The organism is Arthrobacter sp. P1_B4, from assembly GCF_056406555.1.
Genome location: NZ_JBFTZW010000032.1, coordinates 15,647 through 34,419, shown reverse-complemented (window position 1 = coordinate 34,419; position 18,773 = coordinate 15,647). Strand labels below are relative to the sequence as shown.

Annotated in this window: 18 protein-coding genes and 1 tRNA gene; 13 read left to right on the top strand and 6 right to left on the bottom strand. The window is 67.6% G+C overall.

Features of this window, described 5'->3' with window-relative positions; translation table 11 throughout:
• Positions 1-1,150, top strand: a 1,150-nt coding sequence (gene guaA / locus AC1D1W_RS12085; RefSeq protein ID WP_476943796.1) for a glutamine-hydrolyzing GMP synthase, incomplete at its 5' end; no start/stop codon positions are given.
• Between the two features lie 308 nt (positions 1,151-1,458).
• On the top strand, positions 1,459-5,727 hold the full coding sequence (locus AC1D1W_RS12080; protein ID WP_476943795.1) for an AAA family ATPase: 4,269 nt from the start codon (positions 1,459-1,461) through the stop codon (positions 5,725-5,727).
• A 96-nt stretch (positions 5,728-5,823) separates the two neighbouring features.
• On the opposite strand, the gene AC1D1W_RS12075 is transcribed toward AC1D1W_RS12080, so the two are convergent.
• The 3 genes from AC1D1W_RS12075 to AC1D1W_RS12065 all read right to left on the bottom strand — a co-directional run bounded on the left by AC1D1W_RS12075 (position 5,824) and on the right by AC1D1W_RS12065 (position 7,921).
• Positions 5,824-6,618: an RcpC/CpaB family pilus assembly protein gene (locus AC1D1W_RS12075; protein WP_476943794.1), complete on the bottom strand. Its 795-nt coding sequence runs from the start codon at positions 6,616-6,618 to the stop codon at positions 5,824-5,826.
• 252 nt (positions 6,619-6,870) lie between these two features.
• A complete protein-coding gene (locus AC1D1W_RS12070; RefSeq protein ID WP_079550223.1) occupies positions 6,871-7,122 on the bottom strand; it encodes an FmdB family zinc ribbon protein in 252 nt (83 codons plus the stop codon).
• Between the two features lie 139 nt (positions 7,123-7,261).
• On the bottom strand, positions 7,262-7,921 hold the full coding sequence (locus AC1D1W_RS12065; protein ID WP_243181019.1) for a 5-formyltetrahydrofolate cyclo-ligase: 660 nt from the start codon (positions 7,919-7,921) through the stop codon (positions 7,262-7,264).
• A 104-nt stretch (positions 7,922-8,025) separates the two neighbouring features.
• On the opposite strand from AC1D1W_RS12065, the gene galU reads away from it, so the two are divergent.
• The 6 genes from galU (at position 8,026) to AC1D1W_RS12035 (ending at position 12,529) form a co-directional block, all read left to right on the top strand.
• Positions 8,026-8,943 carry a UTP--glucose-1-phosphate uridylyltransferase GalU gene (gene galU, locus AC1D1W_RS12060; RefSeq protein WP_028275735.1) on the top strand — a complete coding sequence of 306 codons (918 nt, stop codon included), beginning with the start codon at positions 8,026-8,028 and terminating at the stop codon, positions 8,941-8,943.
• A 5-nt stretch (positions 8,944-8,948) separates the two neighbouring features.
• Positions 8,949-9,569, top strand: a complete 621-nt coding sequence (locus AC1D1W_RS12055; protein ID WP_243181017.1) for a GNAT family N-acetyltransferase — start codon at positions 8,949-8,951, stop codon at positions 9,567-9,569.
• Positions 9,570-9,712: 143 nt separating this feature from the next.
• A complete protein-coding gene (locus AC1D1W_RS12050) occupies positions 9,713-10,711 on the top strand; it encodes a hypothetical protein (RefSeq protein ID WP_476943797.1) in 999 nt (332 codons plus the stop codon).
• Between the two features lie 107 nt (positions 10,712-10,818).
• Positions 10,819-11,631 (top strand): SDR family oxidoreductase, encoded by an 813-nt coding sequence (locus tag AC1D1W_RS12045; protein ID WP_476943793.1) that lies wholly within the window; start codon positions 10,819-10,821, stop codon positions 11,629-11,631.
• 46 nt (positions 11,632-11,677) lie between these two features.
• Positions 11,678-11,750, top strand: a tRNA-Ala gene (locus AC1D1W_RS12040).
• Between the two features lie 149 nt (positions 11,751-11,899).
• Positions 11,900-12,529 (top strand): N-acetyltransferase family protein, encoded by a 630-nt coding sequence (locus AC1D1W_RS12035; protein ID WP_476943792.1) that lies wholly within the window; start codon positions 11,900-11,902, stop codon positions 12,527-12,529.
• Here the strand turns inward: AC1D1W_RS12035 and AC1D1W_RS12030 are convergent.
• Positions 12,526-13,041 carry a hypothetical protein gene (locus AC1D1W_RS12030; protein WP_243181008.1) on the bottom strand — a complete coding sequence of 172 codons (516 nt, stop codon included), beginning with the start codon at positions 13,039-13,041 and terminating at the stop codon, positions 12,526-12,528. The two genes, AC1D1W_RS12035 and AC1D1W_RS12030, sit on opposite strands and share 4 nt — an antisense overlap.
• Positions 13,042-13,293: 252 nt before the next feature.
• Between AC1D1W_RS12030 and AC1D1W_RS12025 the strand changes: the two genes are divergently transcribed.
• From AC1D1W_RS12025 to AC1D1W_RS12005, 5 genes are all read left to right on the top strand, one after another.
• Complete coding sequence (locus AC1D1W_RS12025) at positions 13,294-13,662, top strand: hypothetical protein (protein WP_243181006.1); 369 nt, start codon at positions 13,294-13,296, stop codon at positions 13,660-13,662.
• A gap of 25 nt (positions 13,663-13,687) precedes the next feature.
• The gene (locus tag AC1D1W_RS12020) at positions 13,688-14,158 is read left to right on the top strand and encodes a GatB/YqeY domain-containing protein (RefSeq protein WP_028275729.1); all 471 of its coding nucleotides are present in this window, start codon (positions 13,688-13,690) and stop codon (positions 14,156-14,158) included.
• Entirely contained in the window at positions 14,155-15,747 is a 1,593-nt protein-coding gene (locus AC1D1W_RS12015) for an ABC-F family ATP-binding cassette domain-containing protein (protein WP_476943791.1), read from the top strand. The genes AC1D1W_RS12020 and AC1D1W_RS12015 overlap by 4 nt, the downstream gene beginning before the upstream one ends.
• A 166-nt stretch (positions 15,748-15,913) precedes the next feature.
• A complete protein-coding gene (locus tag AC1D1W_RS12010; protein WP_476943790.1) occupies positions 15,914-16,648 on the top strand; it encodes a hypothetical protein in 735 nt (244 codons plus the stop codon).
• 157 nt (positions 16,649-16,805) lie between these two features.
• Positions 16,806-17,129 (top strand): hypothetical protein, encoded by a 324-nt coding sequence (locus tag AC1D1W_RS12005; protein WP_028275726.1) that lies wholly within the window; start codon positions 16,806-16,808, stop codon positions 17,127-17,129.
• Here AC1D1W_RS12005 and corA read toward each other — a convergent pair.
• The gene (gene corA, locus AC1D1W_RS12000; protein ID WP_028275725.1) at positions 17,126-18,121 is read right to left on the bottom strand and encodes a magnesium/cobalt transporter CorA; all 996 of its coding nucleotides are present in this window, start codon (positions 18,119-18,121) and stop codon (positions 17,126-17,128) included. The genes AC1D1W_RS12005 and corA overlap by 4 nt on opposite strands.
• Positions 18,122-18,128: 7 nt before the next feature.
• Positions 18,129-18,668, bottom strand: a complete 540-nt coding sequence (locus tag AC1D1W_RS11995; RefSeq protein ID WP_243180996.1) for an Lrp/AsnC family transcriptional regulator — start codon at positions 18,666-18,668, stop codon at positions 18,129-18,131.
• Between the last annotated feature and the right edge of the window lie 105 nt (positions 18,669-18,773).

Here is an 18,773-nt window from a genome sequence, read left to right as displayed (position 1 = left end):
CCCCGAGGGCTTTGAGGTCCTGGCGACGACGGCGGGTGCCGACGTCGCGGCGTTCGCCAATGAGGACAAGCGCCTCTACGGCGTCCAGTGGCACCCAGAAGTCAAGCACTCGGCCTACGGCCAGCAGGTCCTGGAAAACTTCCTCTTCAAGGGCGCCGGGCTGGAACCGAACTGGACCACCGGCAACATTCTCGAAGAACAGGTCCAGCGGATCCGTGACCAGATCGGCGACGCCCGGGTCATCTGCGGCCTCTCCGGCGGCGTCGACTCGGCTGTGGCCGCCGCCCTGGTCCAGCGCGCCGTCGGCGACCAGCTGACCTGCGTCTTCGTGGACCACGGGCTGTTGCGCGAGGGCGAAGCCGAACAGGTCGAACGCGACTTCGTCGCCGCCACCGGCGTCAAGCTCTACGTCGCCAACGAGCAGGAGCGCTTCCTGAGCGCCCTTGCCGGCGTCAGCGATCCCGAGACTAAACGCAAGATCATCGGCCGCGAATTCATCCGCGCCTTCGAGGAAGCCGAACTGGCGATCATCGCCGAGGCAGCGGCACACGGGGAAAAGATCAAGTTCCTCGTCCAAGGCACCCTGTACCCCGACGTCGTTGAATCCGGCGGCGGCGAAGGTGCGGCCAACATCAAGAGCCACCACAACGTGGGCGGGCTCCCCGAGGACCTGCAGTTTGAACTGGTTGAACCGCTGCGCGCCCTGTTCAAGGACGAGGTCCGCGCGGTCGGTGCCCAGCTCGGCCTGCCGCAGGAAATCGTCGGACGCCAGCCCTTCCCCGGCCCGGGCCTCGGCATTCGGATCGTCGGCGATGTCACCAAGGAACGCCTGGACCTGCTCCGCAAGGCCGACGCGATCGCCCGCGCCGAGCTGACCGCGGCCGGACTGGATGACGAAGTGTGGCAGATGCCCGTGGTGCTGCTGGCGGACGTCCGCAGCGTGGGCGTCCAGGGCGACGGCCGCACTTACGGACACCCGATTGTCCTGCGCCCAGTGTCCTCCGAGGACGCCATGACCGCCGACTGGTCGCGGCTGCCCTACGATCTCCTGGCCAGGATTTCCAACCGGATCACCAACGAGGTGGACGGCGTCAACCGCGTGGTGCTGGATGTGACCAGCAAGCCGCCGGGAACCATCGAGTGGGAATAGCAATCTGAGTGGCCGGCCTTTCGAGGCCGGCCATTTCATTTTGTTCCTGACAATGTTTCTGACAATTCAGCCTGAATTTCGCACCGCCCAGTGTTGCGGCCCCGCACCTGCGGGGGATTCGGGCTACCCTCGAAAGCATGCCGGTATGGTCCAAGGCGTCCCGCGCGAGCCTGGCAACCGCGAGCACACAAGATGCGGCCAGGGAAAGCGCGGACGCAACACAGACGAGCGTTGATACGACGAACCCGCCAGAGTCGAGCCCGCCGCGGTCCGGCACAGAGAAGTCGAGCACAGAAAAGAAGGCAGCAGTGTCAGTTGGTCAAGGCCACCCCGAGGGCTCCGAGGAGTTCAGGAAATGGCTGTCGGGGCTCAAGCCCGTCACCGGTGCAGATACCATGCTGCGCTTCACCAAGACGCCCGAAGGCTCAATTGACCTGACTCATGCCCATCCCTCCGGGCTCGCCCAGCTGATGGCAGGGCGGCGTACCCGGCTCTCGACCCTGATCCGCGACCGCCAGCAATTTGTTGTCGCGGCCAGGGCATCGCGCAACCTGCGCTCCAAGATTTTCGAACTCGCCAATGACCGCGGCATCGACGCGGGGTATTTCTCCGCCGGCACGGTCGTCTGGACCTCCGCCGTCGGCGGCAAACCGCAACGGATCTCGGCCCCGGTCATGCTCACCGCCATCTCCCTCACGGTGCGCCCCGGCGAGGACGACTACGAGCTGCAGCTCACCGAACAGGCGCAGATCAACCCGGCGCTGGTCCGGCACCTCAAGACCGTCCACGGGATCGTTTTCGACGTCAACGCGGTGACGCGGATGGCGTACAGCACGGCCCGTTACGACCCGCAGCCCGTTCTGGACCGCCTGGGCACCCTCGTCCAGCCGATTCACGGCGCGGAGGTCGAACACAACCTGCTCGTCTCCACCTTCGCCGACCTCTCCGGCAACCTCGATGATCCGTGGATCAACCAGAACAACCCCCTGGTCACCGCGCTGGCTCGGTCCGGTTCCGGCGAACTGGTCGACGTGCCTGCGCTGGAACCCGGCCGCTTCCCCAGCACGGACGACCGTGACCCCGCCGACGAGCTTCTGCTGCTCGACGCCGACACGGACCAGCAGTATGTGGTCGACGCCGTCCGGGCGGGCGACTCGCTGGTGGTCAGCAGCCCGCCGGGCACGGGCCAGACCCAGACCGTCATCAACACCATCGGCGCCCTGGTTGACGAGGGCAAGTCCGTCCTGGTGGTTGGTGACAGGCGGGCCAGCCTCGCCGAGATCTCCGGTCAGCTGGATGGCCTCGGCCTGGATTCGGTCCTCTTGCAGCTGACAGGCAGCGCCAGCCCGCTGCAGCTGAAGGGCCAGCTGGTCCGGGCGATCGTCCGCAACGAGAAGTCGCTGCAGCCGCAACTGAGCAACCTGCACGCCACACTGACCGGGCACCGTCACGCCCTCATGGACCACGTGGCCTCCCTGCACAACGTACGGGCGCGCTGGGGTTGCTCGCCGTATGAGGCCATGCAGTCCCTTGCAGAGCTGACCTCCATCCAGCCGGCACCGGCGACGACCGTCCGGCTCAAACGCAGCGTGCTGGACAACATCCGGGACCGCGAGGAGCTCGCGGGCCGGCTCCGCCGCGCCGCCGAGCTCGGCAGCTTCAGCCGCGCGTCGACCACCAGCCCCTGGCACGGCGCGCGCCTGCTGACCCGCAAGGAGACGCAGGAAGCGCAGGGCGTTGCGCAGTCCGTTTCGGAAAAGCTGCCGTTACTGCGCGGGCGCATGGCTGCCGTGGCGGAACACGCAGAGATCCGGCTGGGCCGGACCTTCGCCGAATGGGGCGAGCAGATCGAACTTCTCGTGGCCGTCCGCGAAAGCCTGGACAAGTTCACTCCCGACATCTTTGACCGGCCCGTCCACGACCTGATCTCGGCCACTGCGTCCTCTGCCTGGCGCAGGGAACGCGGGATCGAAATGCCGTCCATGCAGCGCTCACGCCTGCGCCGCGTGGCCAAGGAGTACGTCCGGCCCGGCGTGCACATCGCGGACCTGCACAGCTCCCTGGTCCTCGTGCAGGAACAGCGCGCCGCATGGTCCGGCTACGCGACCACGCAGCGGCACCCGGCCGTGCCATCCGGGCTGGCTGAAATCACCGGCCTTTACCGGGAGCTCGCCGCGGAACTGGCTGAACTGGGCCTGGCTGTCAAGCACACCGCCGCCGGCGGCGACCTGGACCGCGCACCCTACGACGAACTCCTGCCCCGGGTGCGGCGGCTCGTCGCCGACACCGCGACCCTTGAAACCCTTCCGGAGCGAACGCTGCTCGTCGAAAGCATGCGAGAGCACGGCCTGGGCGAGCTTCTCGCCGACCTTGCCGAGCGCGAGGTCCCGGAGGGTTCGGTGACCGCCGAACTGGAGCTGGCCTGGTGGCAGTCGGCCCTGGAGGCCATGATCAGCGGCGATGACTACCTCGCCATGTCCGACGGCGACGCCCTGCGCCAGCTTGAGGCGGAGTACCGTCTCGCGGACAACGCCCATATCGCCAGCGGCGCTGCCCGGCTGCGCTGGAACCTGTCCGAGCGCTGGCGCGCTGCCATCTCGGCGTACCCCCGCCAGGCCGAGCTGTTGCGCAGCCTGCTGAAGGACGGCCGGGTGACCCTGGCAGCCCTGAGCGGCCAGGCGCAGGAGCTGCTGCCCACACTGGTGCCGGTGTGGTCCGTCAGCCCCTACCTCATGACGGGCCTGCTGCCGATCGAGCAGACCTTCGATGCCGTCGTGATCCTCGACGCCGAGACGACCTCGTTGCAGGCCGTCCTCCCGGCGATCGCCCGGTCCCGGCAGGTCATCGCCTTCGGCGACGAACAGACCGCCAGCCCCCGGACCTTTACCGTGGGCGTCGAACGGCTCGCCGCGGGGGAGAGCTCCTACCAAAGCGTTGAGAGCTCGTACCGGGCACTCTCTGCCGTGCTTCCGGTCTGGAACCTGAGGACCGTGTACCGTGCGGTCGATGAAGACCTGGTGCGCCAGCTCAGCAAGGGTTTTTACGGCGGGGAACTCACCCGCCTCCCGGAGGGCCAATCCGCCACAGGGCTGGACCGTACCCTCAGCGTGGAGTACCTCCCCGACGGCACGGGGCTGCCCAGCGCTGACCATGACGGCGTCGAATCGGTTGTTGCCGAGGTCAACCGTGCGGTGGAGCTCGTCTTCGAACACGCCCGGCTCCGCCCCCGGACATCGCTGGCCGTGGTAACCGGCAGCCTTCGCCATGCCGCCCGGATCGGCGAGGCCATCAGGGCGCAACTGCCCAACTACCCCATGCTGGGCAGCTTCTTCAGTGCGGGGGACGAGTCCTTCCGCGTGGTGGATCTGGAACGGGCCCAGGGCCTGGTCCGCGACCACGTCATTTTTTCCCCGGGCTATGGCCGCACCCCGCATGGGCGCACCCTCCACAGCCTCGGGCCGCTTTCCGCCGAAGGCGGCCGAGCAAAATTCGCCCTGGCGATGACGCGTGCCCGCCGGTCCCTTCACGTGCTCAGCTGCTTCCGGCCCGAAGACCTTGACGTCAGTCGCCTCAGCCACGGCGCCGTGGACTTCTACGAACTCCTGGACCGTGAGATCGCGGGCAACACGGACCTTGGCAGCCCCGCCTCCCGGGCCGCGGCCAGCGAGCAGGCGCTCGGCGCCGATCCGCTCGTGGCGGACCTGGGTGACCGGCTCCGGGCCCGCGGGGCACGCGTGTGGCACCAGTACGACGGCGTCCTGAACATGGTGGCGGCCGCCGATCCGATGACCACGATCGGCCAGGACGATGCGGAGATTCCCCGTCCGGTGGCGATCGAGTCGGATGGCACCAGCCACTACCGGCGGATGAGCGTCCGGGAACGGAGCAGGCTCCGGCCGCAGCTCCTGGAGCGGCTTGGCTGGCGGTACATGCCCCTATGGACCATAGAGGTCTTCACCGACCCCTCGGCCTGCGCCGACCGGATTGGCGGCTACCTCGGGTTGGAGAAGCCCGTCGTGTCCAGCAGGCTGCGGACATCGCACGGGTTCTTCGACGACGGCATCGAGCATTTGGCGATCGACGAGGCGCGGGCCGCCGAGTACCACGTGGCGGCCGAACCCTCGGGACAGGTGTTCCGCGGCCACGAAACTGCTGGCCAAGAATTCCGCCGGCAGGCACCACCATCAGCAATGACAGGCAATACAGGCAGTAAGGAGGCCGGCGGCATGAGTGCGGACGGCATCACCAGCAACACCGGCAACACGAACGACACTGGCAACACCGGCGCCACCGGCGACACCCACGCCACCGGCGCCCGCGAAGCCGGCGCGGCGGGGGCCGCGGCCAACACCGCTGGGCCGAAGACCGGCGAATCGACCGGGGAACCGACCGGCGACGGGCCGGACCAGGAGGCCGCGAAGGAGACGTCCCGCCGTTCGGAGGCACAGGCCACGGTTCCGGAGGGTGCGTTGCCGAACAAGGCGGCGGAAGACGACCCCCGGCGTTGGGGTGACCAGCCTGATAATTACGATCACGACGCCTGGCTCCAGGAACAGAAGCCGCCGCACTGGGGCTGACGTGGCTGCCCGCAGCCCAGAGCCTGCGGGCGTAACCCGCGTCGGTGCAAATTGCCCGGGCCCTGGCCCGGCGGGAACGCCCTGCTGGCTGGACAGTTAGCCCGGCGGTGATGCCACAAGCACGAAAAACAATTTGCCCTGGGTAGACGCGCCCGCCAGCCTTCGGGCCTGCTCGGCGGTCGCTGCCACCACCACCAGCCCGTCAGTCTCCGCAGTGGCGGGCCAGGGGCTGGCCTTGCCGCCCTGCGCCGACGTCCAGAGCACGGGCACGGCTTCGGCCACGATTTGGCTTTCGCCGGGTTGTTCCATGCCGTTGCTGGCAGTGAGCACCACGTTGACGAGCTGCCCGGGGGAGACGAGTTGGATGGAGGCCGGATCTGCCATCCTCAGCGGCACGGCCGCAGAGCCGCGTGGGCTTCCGGCGAGCAGGCCCGGTCCCAGGATCTGGGCGTCGGTGAGGAGCTGGCCCTGGCGCAACGGTGCGGCCAGCTGTTTTCCCTCGAAGGCGGTCTCGCTGCCGGGGCTGCCCGCAGGAATAAGGCCGGGTGGCACGCTGATCCTGCTGAGATCGCCGGGTCCCAGGGACTTTCCAGCGGGTAGATCGGCCGCGGCGGCGAAGGCTGCGACAGTGTCAGTGGGCGCTGGAGCCAGTTGCTGAACTGTCAGTCCGGCGGGGATGCAGAACAGGAGGGCCGCGATAAGCCGCCGGTTCCGGCTCAGCCAGCCGCGCAGGCGGCGCCACGACGGACGGCCCCGGGGCGGATGCCGGCGGGGTTTCGCGGGACCGATCCGGCTCCGGAACGGAAGGCCTGCGGCGGAAAACGTGGCGGCAGGAAGGCTCGTTGGGTGGATCCCGGTACGGGACCAGCGGCCGGGGCCAGCTTCAGGCAATGCGGCGCGGAGCGGCCTGAACGAAGGCGCGGAAGGCCCAGGAGCCGCCGGGGCAGCCGTGTTGAACGAAGGCGGGGAAACCGCGGTGAGGAAAAGTTCCATGCCGCCACGCTACGGATCCGCGCAGAGGGGCGGGAGCTGCGGAACGTCCTATGTGGACAACGGCACAGCGGGCAGGGGCCAGCGCCGGGCAATGCCCAGGATCAGCCGGCCGTGGCCCAGTCGGCGGCCGGCGCCAACCCGGCAGGTGCCTTAGCTGGCCGCGGCGGCGGGCGCGGGGGTGGCCGCGGGAGCTGCAGGAGCCGGGGAAACCGTGCTGCCCTTGGTGTCGCGCGAATCGGTCCGGTAGAAGCCGGAGCCCTTGAACACTACGCCGACGCTGTTGAACTTCTTGCGCAGCGTGCCCTGGCACTCGGGGCAGGACGTCAAGGAGTTGTCGCTGAACGACTGCACGATCTCGAAGGCGTGGCTGCAGTCCTTGCAGGCGTATGCATACGTGGGCACTGGAAATCCTCCTCAGGGGCAAACGAGCAGGTCCCGTGCCGCCGAGTCCGGATCACCGCCGATATGTCTATCGACCTGTTCCGTCCTTAGCAGTCGCAGGGCCTGAGTGCCAATTCTATCACCTCGGCGGGAACTCGGATCAGGCGGGCCGGGATCGGCCGAGCCGGATGATCCCGCCCGGGGTCAGCGCCGTGTCGACTTTCCGGTCGAACGACTCCGCGGGGATGCTGCCTGCGGGCAGCACCTCCGTGTCATAGACGACGGCGGCAGTCGGCAACGCGACAGCGTCGGCTGCAGCGTCGGCCGCCCCGGCGTCCGCCCCGCCGGACGCGGAGGACATGGCAGCCAGGGCGGCAAGGAACTTGTCGTAGTAGCCGCCGCCTTGCCCGATTCGGTTGCCCGAGAAATCCACTGCTGTGGCCGGCAGGATGATTGCGGTGGCGTCCCGCATGATTTCGGTGCCGTGGCGCTCTCCGACAGGCTCCTGGATGGGCGCGTACCGGCTGCGGACAAACCCGGACTGGGGAGTCCAGTACACCCAGCTGAGCTCGATGTCGGGTTCGCAAACGGGCAGCAGCACCCGGTGCCCGGCCTCGACCAGGGCAGTCAGCAGTGGCAGCGTGGGCGGTTCGGCGCCCACCCCGAGGTACGCCGCGAAGGTGCCCTGGCGGCGGGCAAGCCCGGAGGCCCACTCGAGCCCATGGCTGGCGATGCCCGCCGCGGCGGTGTCCTGTGCGGCCAGCGGGAGTGCGGAACGCGCCGCCCTGTGGCTGGAGCGAATTTCCTCTTTTGACGCCATCTTGGCCCGTCCTCTGCCTCTTGCGGCCGCGCTGCACCGGCGGGCCCGGCAGGCGGTTCGCATAATGATTACGCAATGATTGGTCCCTCCGTTAGATTAGTCGTGTGAATACACCCATCGCTTCCGTCCGCAAGGCCGTTATCCCCGCCGCGGGCCTTGGTACCAGGTTTCTCCCGGCCACAAAGGCCATGCCCAAGGAAATGCTGCCTGTCGTTGACAAGCCAGCCATCCAGTACGTCGTCGAGGAGGCCGTGAATGTCGGCTTGAACGACATCCTGATGATCACTGGCCGCAACAAGCGGGCGTTGGAGGACCACTTCGACCGCGTCCCCGCGCTGGAGTCCACCCTGGAGGCGAAGGGTGACACTGCGAAGCTCGAATCCATTCAGGCCGCCAGCAACCTCGGTGACATCCACTACGTCCGCCAGGGCGATCCCATGGGTCTCGGCCACGCCGTCCTTCGGGCCAAGCAGCACGTCGGGCAGGAGCCGTTCGCCGTCCTCCTGGGAGATGACCTCATTGACGCCCGCGATGAGCTCCTCAGCACCATGATCGAGGTCCAGGCCAAGACCGGCGGATCGGTGGTCGCTCTGATCGAGGTGGACCCGTCCCAGATCAGTGCCTACGGCTGCGCGGACGTCGAGGCAATCGGCGGTGAGGACTACGTCCGCATCAACCAGCTCGTGGAGAAGCCCGATGTGGCGGACGCCCCGTCCAACCTGGCCGTGATTGGCCGCTACGTGTTGCACCCGGCCGTCTTTGAAGTGCTGGAGCGCACCGCGCCCGGCCGCGGCGGGGAAATCCAGCTCACGGACGCCCTGCAGGAACTCTCGGCCGGCACCGGCGAGGGCTACGGCGTGTACGGCGTCATCTTCCGCGGCCGCCGCTACGACACCGGCGACAAGCTCAGCTACCTCAAGGCCTGTGTCCAGCTCGCCTGCGACAGTGAGGACCTCGGCCCGGGCCTGCGCGAATGGCTGCCCGGCTTCGCGTCCAGCCTGGCCCCCAGCCTCGCCAAATAACTCCCGTGGGGGGCAGCTTCACCTGGCCGGTGACCTTGGAGAGCGGCGACATCGTGTTGCGCCCGATCCGGTACCGGGACCGCAAGGAGTGGACAGCGCTCAGGTCCCGCAACTGCGAGTGGCTGGCCCCCTGGGAGGCATCGAACCCGGTCCCCGGCGGCGGCCTGCCGGACTACCGGCAGATGGTGCGCTCGCTCAAGGCCCAGGCCGCGCAGGCCACGGCCCTGCCGTTCGTAATCACGGAGTGGACACCAGGCCATCAGGCGCCGGTGATCGTGGGGCAGCTGACGGTGTCCTCGATCGTCTGGGGATCGGCCATGATGGCGACGCTTGGCTATTGGGTCGACAAGGAAAGGGCCGGCCGGGGGATCGCCCCGACCGCCGTGGCCATGGCGACCGACTATTGCTTCGGCACCCTTGGACTGCACCGCATGGAGATCAACATCAGGCCGGAGAACGCCCCGAGCCTGCGCGTGGTGGAGAAACTTGGGTTTCGTGACGAGGGATTCCGGCCCCGGTTCCTGCACATCAACGGTGAATGGGCAGACCACCGGACCTTCGCGCTCACGGCTGAGGAAGTGCCTGAAGGCCTCCTCGCGCGGTGGCTGAGAACCCGCCGGTCCTGAGGCCCGTGAGAGCCGCCTGACCAGCCACGACGCCCCGACGCCGGCCAGTCGCCGGTGCGCGCGCGACACACCCCTGACAATGCGGGGCAGCACCCCATATACCTCATACGGTTTTGAGTGTGGACTTCCCTCTTAGCAGCTCTGTGATCCTTGTCATTGCTGTTGCGCTCTGGATCGTGTGGGTGGCGCCTTACGTTCTCCGGAACGGACGCCACCAGCTGCAGCCTGCAGGCGAATTCCTGGCGGATGTCATTGACATGGAACCAGCAGATCCACATGCGGGGAAGGTTATGAAAATGGCGGCGCAGCAGGAGAAACCCATGATCAGCACACAGCGCGCAGACCCGGCCGGCGGCACACCTGGGCCTGGGGCGGGCAAAGCGGCAAACCCTCGGGTGAGCCCGATTGCTGCGGCGGGCTCCCCGGCGTTCCGGATTCGATGGGGGCGGTTGGTGCTGGCGGTAGCCGGGCTCCTGGCTCTTCTCACGGCAGTGGTGTCCGGAGCCCTTCGACTTTTCGGCATCGGTTCAGGCTGGCTGCCGGTGACCGCCCTACTGGGCGCCTTCGCCGCAGTGGCGCTGCTTCGCCGTCTTGCCGTCCGCGATCGCCGGCGGAAGATGAACGCTGCATTCCGTGCAGCCATGGGCAGCCCGGAACGCACCCCTGCACGGCCGTCGGCGCCCGAACAGACCCCTTCCCTTCCCGACGGACGTCCCGCTGCCCGGCCGGAAAGCCCGCTCTTCGACGCCGAAGCGGGCCGCGACTCGCCCGAGCCCGCGCCGAAGCCGCTGACCGCACTGGAACTCCGCCAGGCCGCCCTCGCTGAAGCCGTCGCCTCTGGGGATGCCTCGGCGGCCATGGCGGCCGACGCGGGTGCAGTACCGGAGGGCACCAGCTGGGAGCCCGTCGAGGTTCCCAAGCCCACCTACGTCGAAGCCCCGAAGGCCGAACGTGCAGCCCCAATGCCCCTCGACCTTCCCGAGGCGCCGAAGGCCGTAGGGAAACCGTCTCTCAAACAGGCCTCGGCGCGACCGGCAGCGTCCGATCCGCAGACCGCCGACGATTCTGAGTCGAAGCAGCTCAGCAAGGCCCAGAGCGCCTTGAGCAACCTGGATGACGTCCTCCAGCGGCGCCGCGCCTGATCCGACCCGTCCTTCCGGAGATTACCCCGGGCAGCCAGCGATGGCGGCCCGGGGTTTTCATTTCTCCGCAGCGTCGCCGGCGGGCTTCGCTGCGGTAGCCTCGGGTCATGACAAGGATCTGCGTTGCCGGTGGAACCGGGCAAGTGGGCCAAGAAGTGGTGCGCTTGGCCGTCGACGCCGGGCACGCCGTGGCCGTCCTCAGCCGCAACCCGCCAGGGGCCGGCGCCGCCGGCAACATCCGGGGCGCGGAATACTTCCGCGCGGACGTCACGACGGGAGAGGGGATATCGGCGGCCCTGGCCGGCGCCGACGTCGTGATCGATTGCCTGGAAGGACGCGCCGGGAAGGCGCGCAAGAACTTCGCCGACGGCGGTGCGCGGCTTCTGGCCGCTGCACAGGACGCGGGAACGGCCAGGGCCGTCATGCTGTCCATCGTGAACTGCGATCGCAGCAACTCCTCCTTCTACCGGTCGAAGGCTGCCAAAGAACACGCCTACGAGCTGTCCGGACTCGAGACCGTGGTGGTCCGGGCCACCCAGTTCCACTCATTGCTCGCGATGATGTTCGGCGCCGGCTCGAAGTTGCGGATCATCCCCGTGGTCAGAGGTGCCAGGTTTCAGCCGGTATCGCCGGCCGACGCAGCCGCGGTGCTGCTGGAGACCGCCGTTGAACCGGCGCCCGTTCCAGCCGCGGGCCCGCGGCACAGGGTACTGAACCTCGGCGGCCCGGAATCCAAAGACATGGTCGACTTTGCCCGGGAGTGGCAGCGGGCCACCCGCGCAAAGGGTCAACTCGTGCGCTTCCCACTGCCCGGCGCGATGGGCCGCTACCTGCGCGAGGGGTTGAACCTGGTGCCGGAGGCGCGACACGGCACCGAGACTTTCCGGGGCTGGCTGGAAAACAGCGCAGATAGTTTGTAGCCTAGGGACACCGGCAACGCCGTTCCGTCAGGACCGGCGTTGCTTCGGGGCTATAGCTCAGTTGGTAGAGCGCTTCGTTCGCATCGAAGAGGTCAGGAGTTCGAATCTCCTTAGCTCCACAGATTTCAAGGGTTTTTGTACCTTTGAGTGCGCGAATGAGTGCGTGAAATGACATTGCTGGCCGCCCTCGGCGTCCCTGCCCGGTTCCGGGCGATGCGATGGTGCGTACTAATGCCCGCCGACTGATGGCCGCCGATGAGGAGCAAACATGGGAGCCGCAACGATGGGCACCCGGGCGGCGTCGAACGTCATCCTGCACGTCGGCGCACCGGGACCCGCCGTGGCCAGCGAAGCGGCAGCGCTCCTCAACGAATCCCTCGGCTCCGGTTTCACTCAGCCATCAGCTCTGGCGCAACTCACAGCCGATGGCGGGGGAGTCCTTATCCGTGCCCGCGGCCGGGACGGCGGGCTCCTGGGCGCGGCGACCGCCCAGGTCCTGGACCGTGCGTCCCACGCCGTACTGCAGGACCGCCTACGCATCACCGGGGTCGACGCCGGCCTGGACGGCCGCCGGGTTGGGGAGTTGAAGTCCATCGTCGTCGCGCCCGCAGCCAGGGGGACGGGCATCGGCTCGATCATGCTCGCGGCCAGCCTGGACTTCCTGAAGGCCCGCGGCTGCCACGATGCCGTGTCCGCGTCCTGGGTCTCGGCCGATCCCCAGCACTCTTCCCTGGGGATGCTGGAGCGGGCCGGTTTTGCGCAGGTGGCCACGATCCCCACCTTCTGGGCGGACGACCAGCAGGCAGCCGGCTACCTCTGCCCCCTCTGCGGCGCCGGGTGCGTCTGCGCGGCCGTCATGCTGGTGCTGCCACTCGAGGGCAGCGCCAGGCGCGGCTAGAGCGCTTCCTTGGCCAGGGCCGCGGTGCCGGGAGGGGTTGTGCGGCCGAGCCGGTCGTCCAGTCTGACCCGCAGCCTGGCGGCGGCGACCCGAACCCGGTGATGCGAGAGGGCCGCCGGGCCGGTAACCTGCGCAGTGATGTGCTGCCCGTTGCCTGTGCTTTCCCTGGCCCCGCTCACGGACTCCCACGCGATGTCTAGAAGTTCAAGCTCCTCGTTGCGGGCCAACTCGCTGCGGGCGAGCACATCCAGCGCTGCCAGCCCCAGGGCTTTGCTGTCCCCGTCCTCGTCCAGGGCACGGTCCAGCGCCCATTGGGTCCGTTTCCACCACTCGGCCCGGTCGTCGGCGACGGCCTTCTGGCGCAGAGTCCGCCAGGCCATGAACGCTCCCACGGCTGCCGCTACAAGTACAGCAACAGGGGCAAGCGCGGCAACGATCTGCCACCACTCGGCCGGCCCGGTGTGGAGGAGGACTTCAACCGGAACCGGAGACGGAGCTGGTGTTGACGGCATGCGACCAGCCTAAGCCGCGGCCCGGACAGTGGCAGGCGGCGTGGCGGGCGCGGCGTGGTTCGGCGCTCCCGACCGGTCACCGTACGGAACGCCGGTGATTTCATGAGATGGTGTGAACCTGCGTGAACGGCGCCGTGGCCGCGCCGGCGCAGCAATCCGCGCGGCAAGACCATCGTGCAATCCAGCGGCAAAGCAGCCGAATCCAGCGCAGGCATCCAAGATAGACATCCAGCGCAGACAAGGCCACCACCGATGAAGAACACCACCCCGATCGCCCTGGCCCTGCTGTCTGTTCTGCTGACCGCGGCCTGTTCCGCCTCCCCGAGCCCCGAACCGTCCGCCGGGACCCCTGCGGCGGGCCTGCCGGCGTCGCTGCCCAAGCCTGACCCTGCCCAGCAGGAAGCCCTGCTGGCCGCGCTGGCCAAGATCAACCCCCGCCTGCCAGACGACCAGGCAATCGACAAGGCCCGCCGCCTGTGCGGCCGACTGCTGGGGCAATCGACCGCGGACCAACTCATCGCTGCCGCAAAGACTGAGTTCAGCGGGGACGTCCCCGCCCTCCCGGACGACGACGCCCAGCGGATCATCTCGGCGATCGGGGCCAACGGGTTCTGCCGCTAGCCTTGTTAACAACACGAGGAGAACTATGACCACCCTGAAAGAACGCCTGCACGCCGACGTCGTGAGCCACATGAAGGACCGCAACAAGGTTGCCCTGACCACTGTGCGCAACGTCCTGGGCGAGATCGAAACCCGGGAGAAATCGGGCAAGACGCCAATCGTGCTGGACGACGCACAGGTGACCGCACTCCTGCAAAAGGAAGCCGCCAAACGCCGCGACACGGCCCGCATCTACACCGAGGCCGGCGAAGCCGAGCGCGCCGCGGCCGAGATCGCCGAGGCCGAGGTGATCGAGGCCTACCTGCCCAAGCCACTGACCGCGGCGGAAGTCGAGACGATCGTGGACGAGGCCATCGCGGCGCTCAAGGCCGACGGCGTCGAGCTGTCCATGCGTCAGTTGGGGGCAGTGATGAAGCCCGTCACCGCCACGGTGGCCGGGCGTTTTGACGGCAAGACCGTCAGCGAAATCGTCCGCAACCGTCTCGCGCAGCAGTGAGCCTGGTCCGGCTGCACGACGTCAGCGTCCGCTTCGACAACACACAGATCCTCCGCGAGGCGTACTTCCGTCTGGAGCCCGGGGACCGGGTGGGCCTGATCGGCAAGAACGGCTCCGGGAAGACCTCCATCCTCAAGCTCGTCCTGGACCAGGTCTCCCCGGATACGGGAACGGTCACCGTGGATCAGGGAACCAGGGTGGGGTACTTCTCCCAGTTTTCCGAGCTCGACGGCGAGGCAACCATCCTTGCGGTCCTTGACGGACTGTTTGTCGAAATCAAGGCTGCCGAGGCCGAGCTGGCAGCCATCGACGCCGCCATTGCGGCTGACCCCGCCGAGGCGGAGCTGGACCGGCTGATCCGGCGCCAGGCCGAGCTGTTCGAGGCCATGGACCGCCTCGACGGATGGGATTACCAGCGGCGCATCGACACAGTCCTGACCACGCTGGGGTTCAGCGACGCCCACCGCACGTGCGCGATTGACGAACTCTCCGGCGGGTGGCGCAACCGCGCCGCCCTGGCCAAGATCCTGTTGGAGGGCCCGGACGTCCTGCTGCTGGATGAACCCACCAACTACCTCGACGTGGCCGGTGTCGAATGGCTCGAAAACTGGTTCCGCGACTACCGCGGCGCCGCGATCATCGTCTCGCACGACAGGAAGTTCCTCGATGCGGTGGTCACCCGGATCATCGAGGTGGAAAACTTCCACCTGCACGAGTACCCCGGAAACTTCGCCGAGTACGTGGTCCAGAAGCAGTTCCGGCTCAAGACGCTCGAGGCGCAGTTCGTCCATGAGTCCGAGCTCCTGGCTTTTGAAGCGGAGGGCATTGCCGACCGCCGGGAGGCCGCCAAGGCCGCCAGCCGCGGGTTGGGGAACCAGCTGGCCAAGATCAAGAAAGCGCGGACACCACGTCCCGTGGACCAGATCGTCACCGAGATCTACGGCGGCCTGCACGTGAAGGATGTCCTCTGCCGGGTCGAAGGACTGGGCAAGTCCTATGGCGACAAGGTCTTGTTCGAAGACCTGAGCTTTGAGATCCGCCGCGGCAACAGGATTGTGGTCCTGGGCTCCAACGGCAGCGGCAAGTCCACGCTGCTGAAAGTGCTGACCGGGGAGGAACCGGCGGATTCCGGTGAAGTGGTCTGGGCGAAGGGGCCGGGTTTTGTTTCCTACAACAAAATGCTGGAAGAGCTCGACGACGCCGACACCGTTTCGCACGCGGTCAACGCGCTGCCGGACAGCCTGGCCTTCAGCGCCACGAAGAAGTCCGTCAACAGGTTCCTCGCCATGTTCCAGTTCTCCGAGGCCGACCTCAAACAGAAGATCGGGAACCTCTCCGGCGGACAGAAAGCCCGCGTCGCCATGGCCCAGTGCCTGCTGTCCGGGGCCTCGGTGCTGCTCTTGGACGAGCCCACCAACCACCTGGACATGTCCAGCACCCAGGTGATGGAGCGGGCACTGCTCCACTTCCCCGGCGCGGTCGTCGTGGTCAGCCACGACCGCTTCTTCACCGAGAAGATCGCCACCCGTCAGCTGGTCTTCGGCACCGACGGCGCAGAACCCGGCGAGGTCGACGTACGCGCGGCCTAAGGGCGTGGTGATTGCCCCGAGCCTCAGTGTTTGCTCAGCATTGGCTCAGGATGTGGCATGAGCGGCTAAAGGGCCGACAATTCGTCGTTTTCGAGCGGTACTGTGGCGCTGGCTGCCGACCGGGGGGACGGCAGCGGTCTCATATCCGCTTTGAAAAAAATCTCCCGTGGCAGGAATCCTCGCCTGGCTCAGTGCTCTGGGCACCACAGGCAAGGCAGTAGTAGTGGCCTCCGTCGTCGTCACTGGCGGCGCCGGCGCAGCGGCGGCCACCGCGACCACCAATCTCCCGGCTGACCCGACGTCAACCATGACGGCGACGGGCACCGAAACCTCTGACCCGGCCGAGCCGGCCGGTTCGGAGACTCCGGTAGTGGGCGACCAGGAAGCCGCCGACGAGGAAGCCGCCGATCACGAATCGTCTGAATCGTCTGAATCGTCTGAACCGGCCGATCCGGCTGAGTCGGATGACCAGGAGGCGGAYGATCAGGGCGCGGACGACCAGGGCGCGGACGACCAGGGCGCGGACGACCAGGGCGCGGACGACCAGGGCGCGGACGACCAGGGCGCGGACGACCAGGGCGCGGAAGACGTCGCGGACGCGCAGGAGCCTGCAGCCCCGGCCCCCGCTGCTCCGGCCCCGGCACCCGCCGAAGACGATGCGAAGGATTCGGCCGACGCGCCGGAAGCCGACGCGTCCCACGCTTCGAACGGCAACAGCGGATGGGCACACCAGAACGCCGCTGAACACCGTGCGGCCGGCCAGGCCAACGCCGCCGAGCACCGCGCGGCCAGCCAGGCCAAGGCCGCCGAACACCGTGCCGCGCCGGCCGGTCTTGAAAGCGATCACGCCGCCAAGACCAGCAAGCGCGGCGACTCGGGCGGGCACGGCCACAGCAAGTAGCCCAAAAGGCATGCAATGACGGGGCCCGGACCACTGGTCCGGGCCCCGTCGTCGTGACGGCACGAAAATGCTTCGGCACGAAAATGTTTCAGCGCGAAAGTGTCCAACGGTTCGGTCTCAGAGGCGCGGCGCTTCGGGTCCGCGGGATAATGGAAACATGACCAATCAGCAGCAGGACCGCGACCCGTGGGAGGAGTTCGACAAGCTCCAGCCCGCCGGTCCGGACCGGGTTGCGGGGTACCCCGGTGGGGAACCGCAGGGCTTCGGCTTCCGCACCGGCGTCCGCAGCGCCAGGGTAGCCCTCGGATTTGCCGTCTACTCCCTGGCGCTGGGGAGCATTCTGGTCCTCACCGGGGCCATCGTTTTCATCGGCAGCGGGAAGTGGCTGCTGCTCGGGCTGATGGTGCTCATCGAGGTCGTCTTCGTCCTGGCGTTCCGACGGCTCATGGTCCAGGTCCGGCACCGCCGCGCCTCCGGCTAGAGCCAGCCCTTCTTCTTGAAGATGGCGTACATCAGCGCCGCCGTGCCGGCCATGAGCGCGATTGCCATCGGGTAGCCAAGCGTCCAGTGCAGTTCCGGCATGTTGTCGAAGTTCATGCCATACAGTCCGGCCACAAATGTCGGAGCGAAGAAGATCGCGGCCCACGACGAGATCTTCTTGACCTGTTCGTTTTGTTCCGCGCTGGCCTCGTTCTGGCGGTTGGCGGTCAGGGTTCCGTCCAGGGTGAGCGCATTCTGCAGCAGGTCACGGAACGAATCGGCGCGGGAAATCAGCCGCTCCACGTGGTCCTCGACGTCGCGCAGGCTGTGCTGCAGTTCAATGTCCACCCGGTACTTCTCGAAGCCCCGGCGGAGCTGTTGCATCATAGCCGGGAGCGGATGGATGGCGCGCTGGAAATGGATGACTTCCCGGGCGAGCTCGTAGATCCTCCGGGACACCAGGGGGTCGCCGCTGAAGAGCTGGTCCTCGATCTCGTCGATGTCGTTTTCCAGCCCGGCCACCACGGGACCGTAGTCATCCACCACCTGGTCCATGAGTGCGTACAGGACGGCCTCGGGCCCGTGGCGCAGCAGATCGGGCCGGCCCTCCATCCGGCGCCGGACCTGGCCCACGACTTTCGTCTCGGCGTGCCGGACGGTGACCACGAAGTTGCGCCCCGTGAAGACGTGGAGCTCGCCGAACTCCACGGTTTCGGTCTCGTCCAGGTACCGGGCGGGCCGGAGCACAGTGAACAGGTTGTCGTCGTAGCGTTCCAGTTTGGGGCGCTGATGGGCGGAGATCGCGTCCTCCACCGCCAGCCCGTGCAGGTTGAATTCGGCCGCCACGGCCGCCATTTCCTCAGTGGTCGGCCGGTACAGGCCGATCCAGGCCATGCCCCCGTGCTCGGTCAGGGTCTCGAAAGTCTGCTCGAGGTTCCGCGGCTCGGCGCTGCGGATACCGTCAACGTAGACGGCGTTGTCGATGATAGTCACCGGGACATTATCCTTTGTCCACCTGGAATTCGGCGGACCCGGCCCGCCGCGAGGCGGACCGGCCGGGAGCCAGCGCGCTGCCTTGGGCGAGCCGGCTGATCAGCGGTTCGGTCCGGTACGGGATATGGGTGTGCAGCGCCAGGACGGTCTCGGTGCGGATGACCCCCTTGACCCGAAGGATCGACCGGAGGGCCGCCTGGAGATTGTGCGTATCCGTCGCCACCACCCGGCACCAGACGTCGCCGCGACCGGAGATCTCGTGGACTTCCAGGACCTGGGCGATCAGCCGCAAAGCCCCCACGACGCCGTCGAGTTCCCGGTGGTTGACCTCGATCGTCACGAACGCGACGACGTCGTACCCCACCGCCTCCAGATCGATTTCACGGCCGCCGTCGTGCAGCACACCGGAGCGCAGCATACGCCGCACGCGCGACTGGGCAGTGTTCCGGGCGATGCCCAGGGCGTCACTGAGCTCGCCGATCTGGATCCGCGGATCCCGGATCAGCTCCAGCAGGATCTTCAGGTCGGTGGGGTCCAGACTGTTCAAATCATCACTCCGGTTCACTTGGACAGCCAGAGAATGACTGTTTTGCTCAATTTTGACACAAATTTTGGCCATGCAGATCACTGGTATTGCATTCTGTACATACCA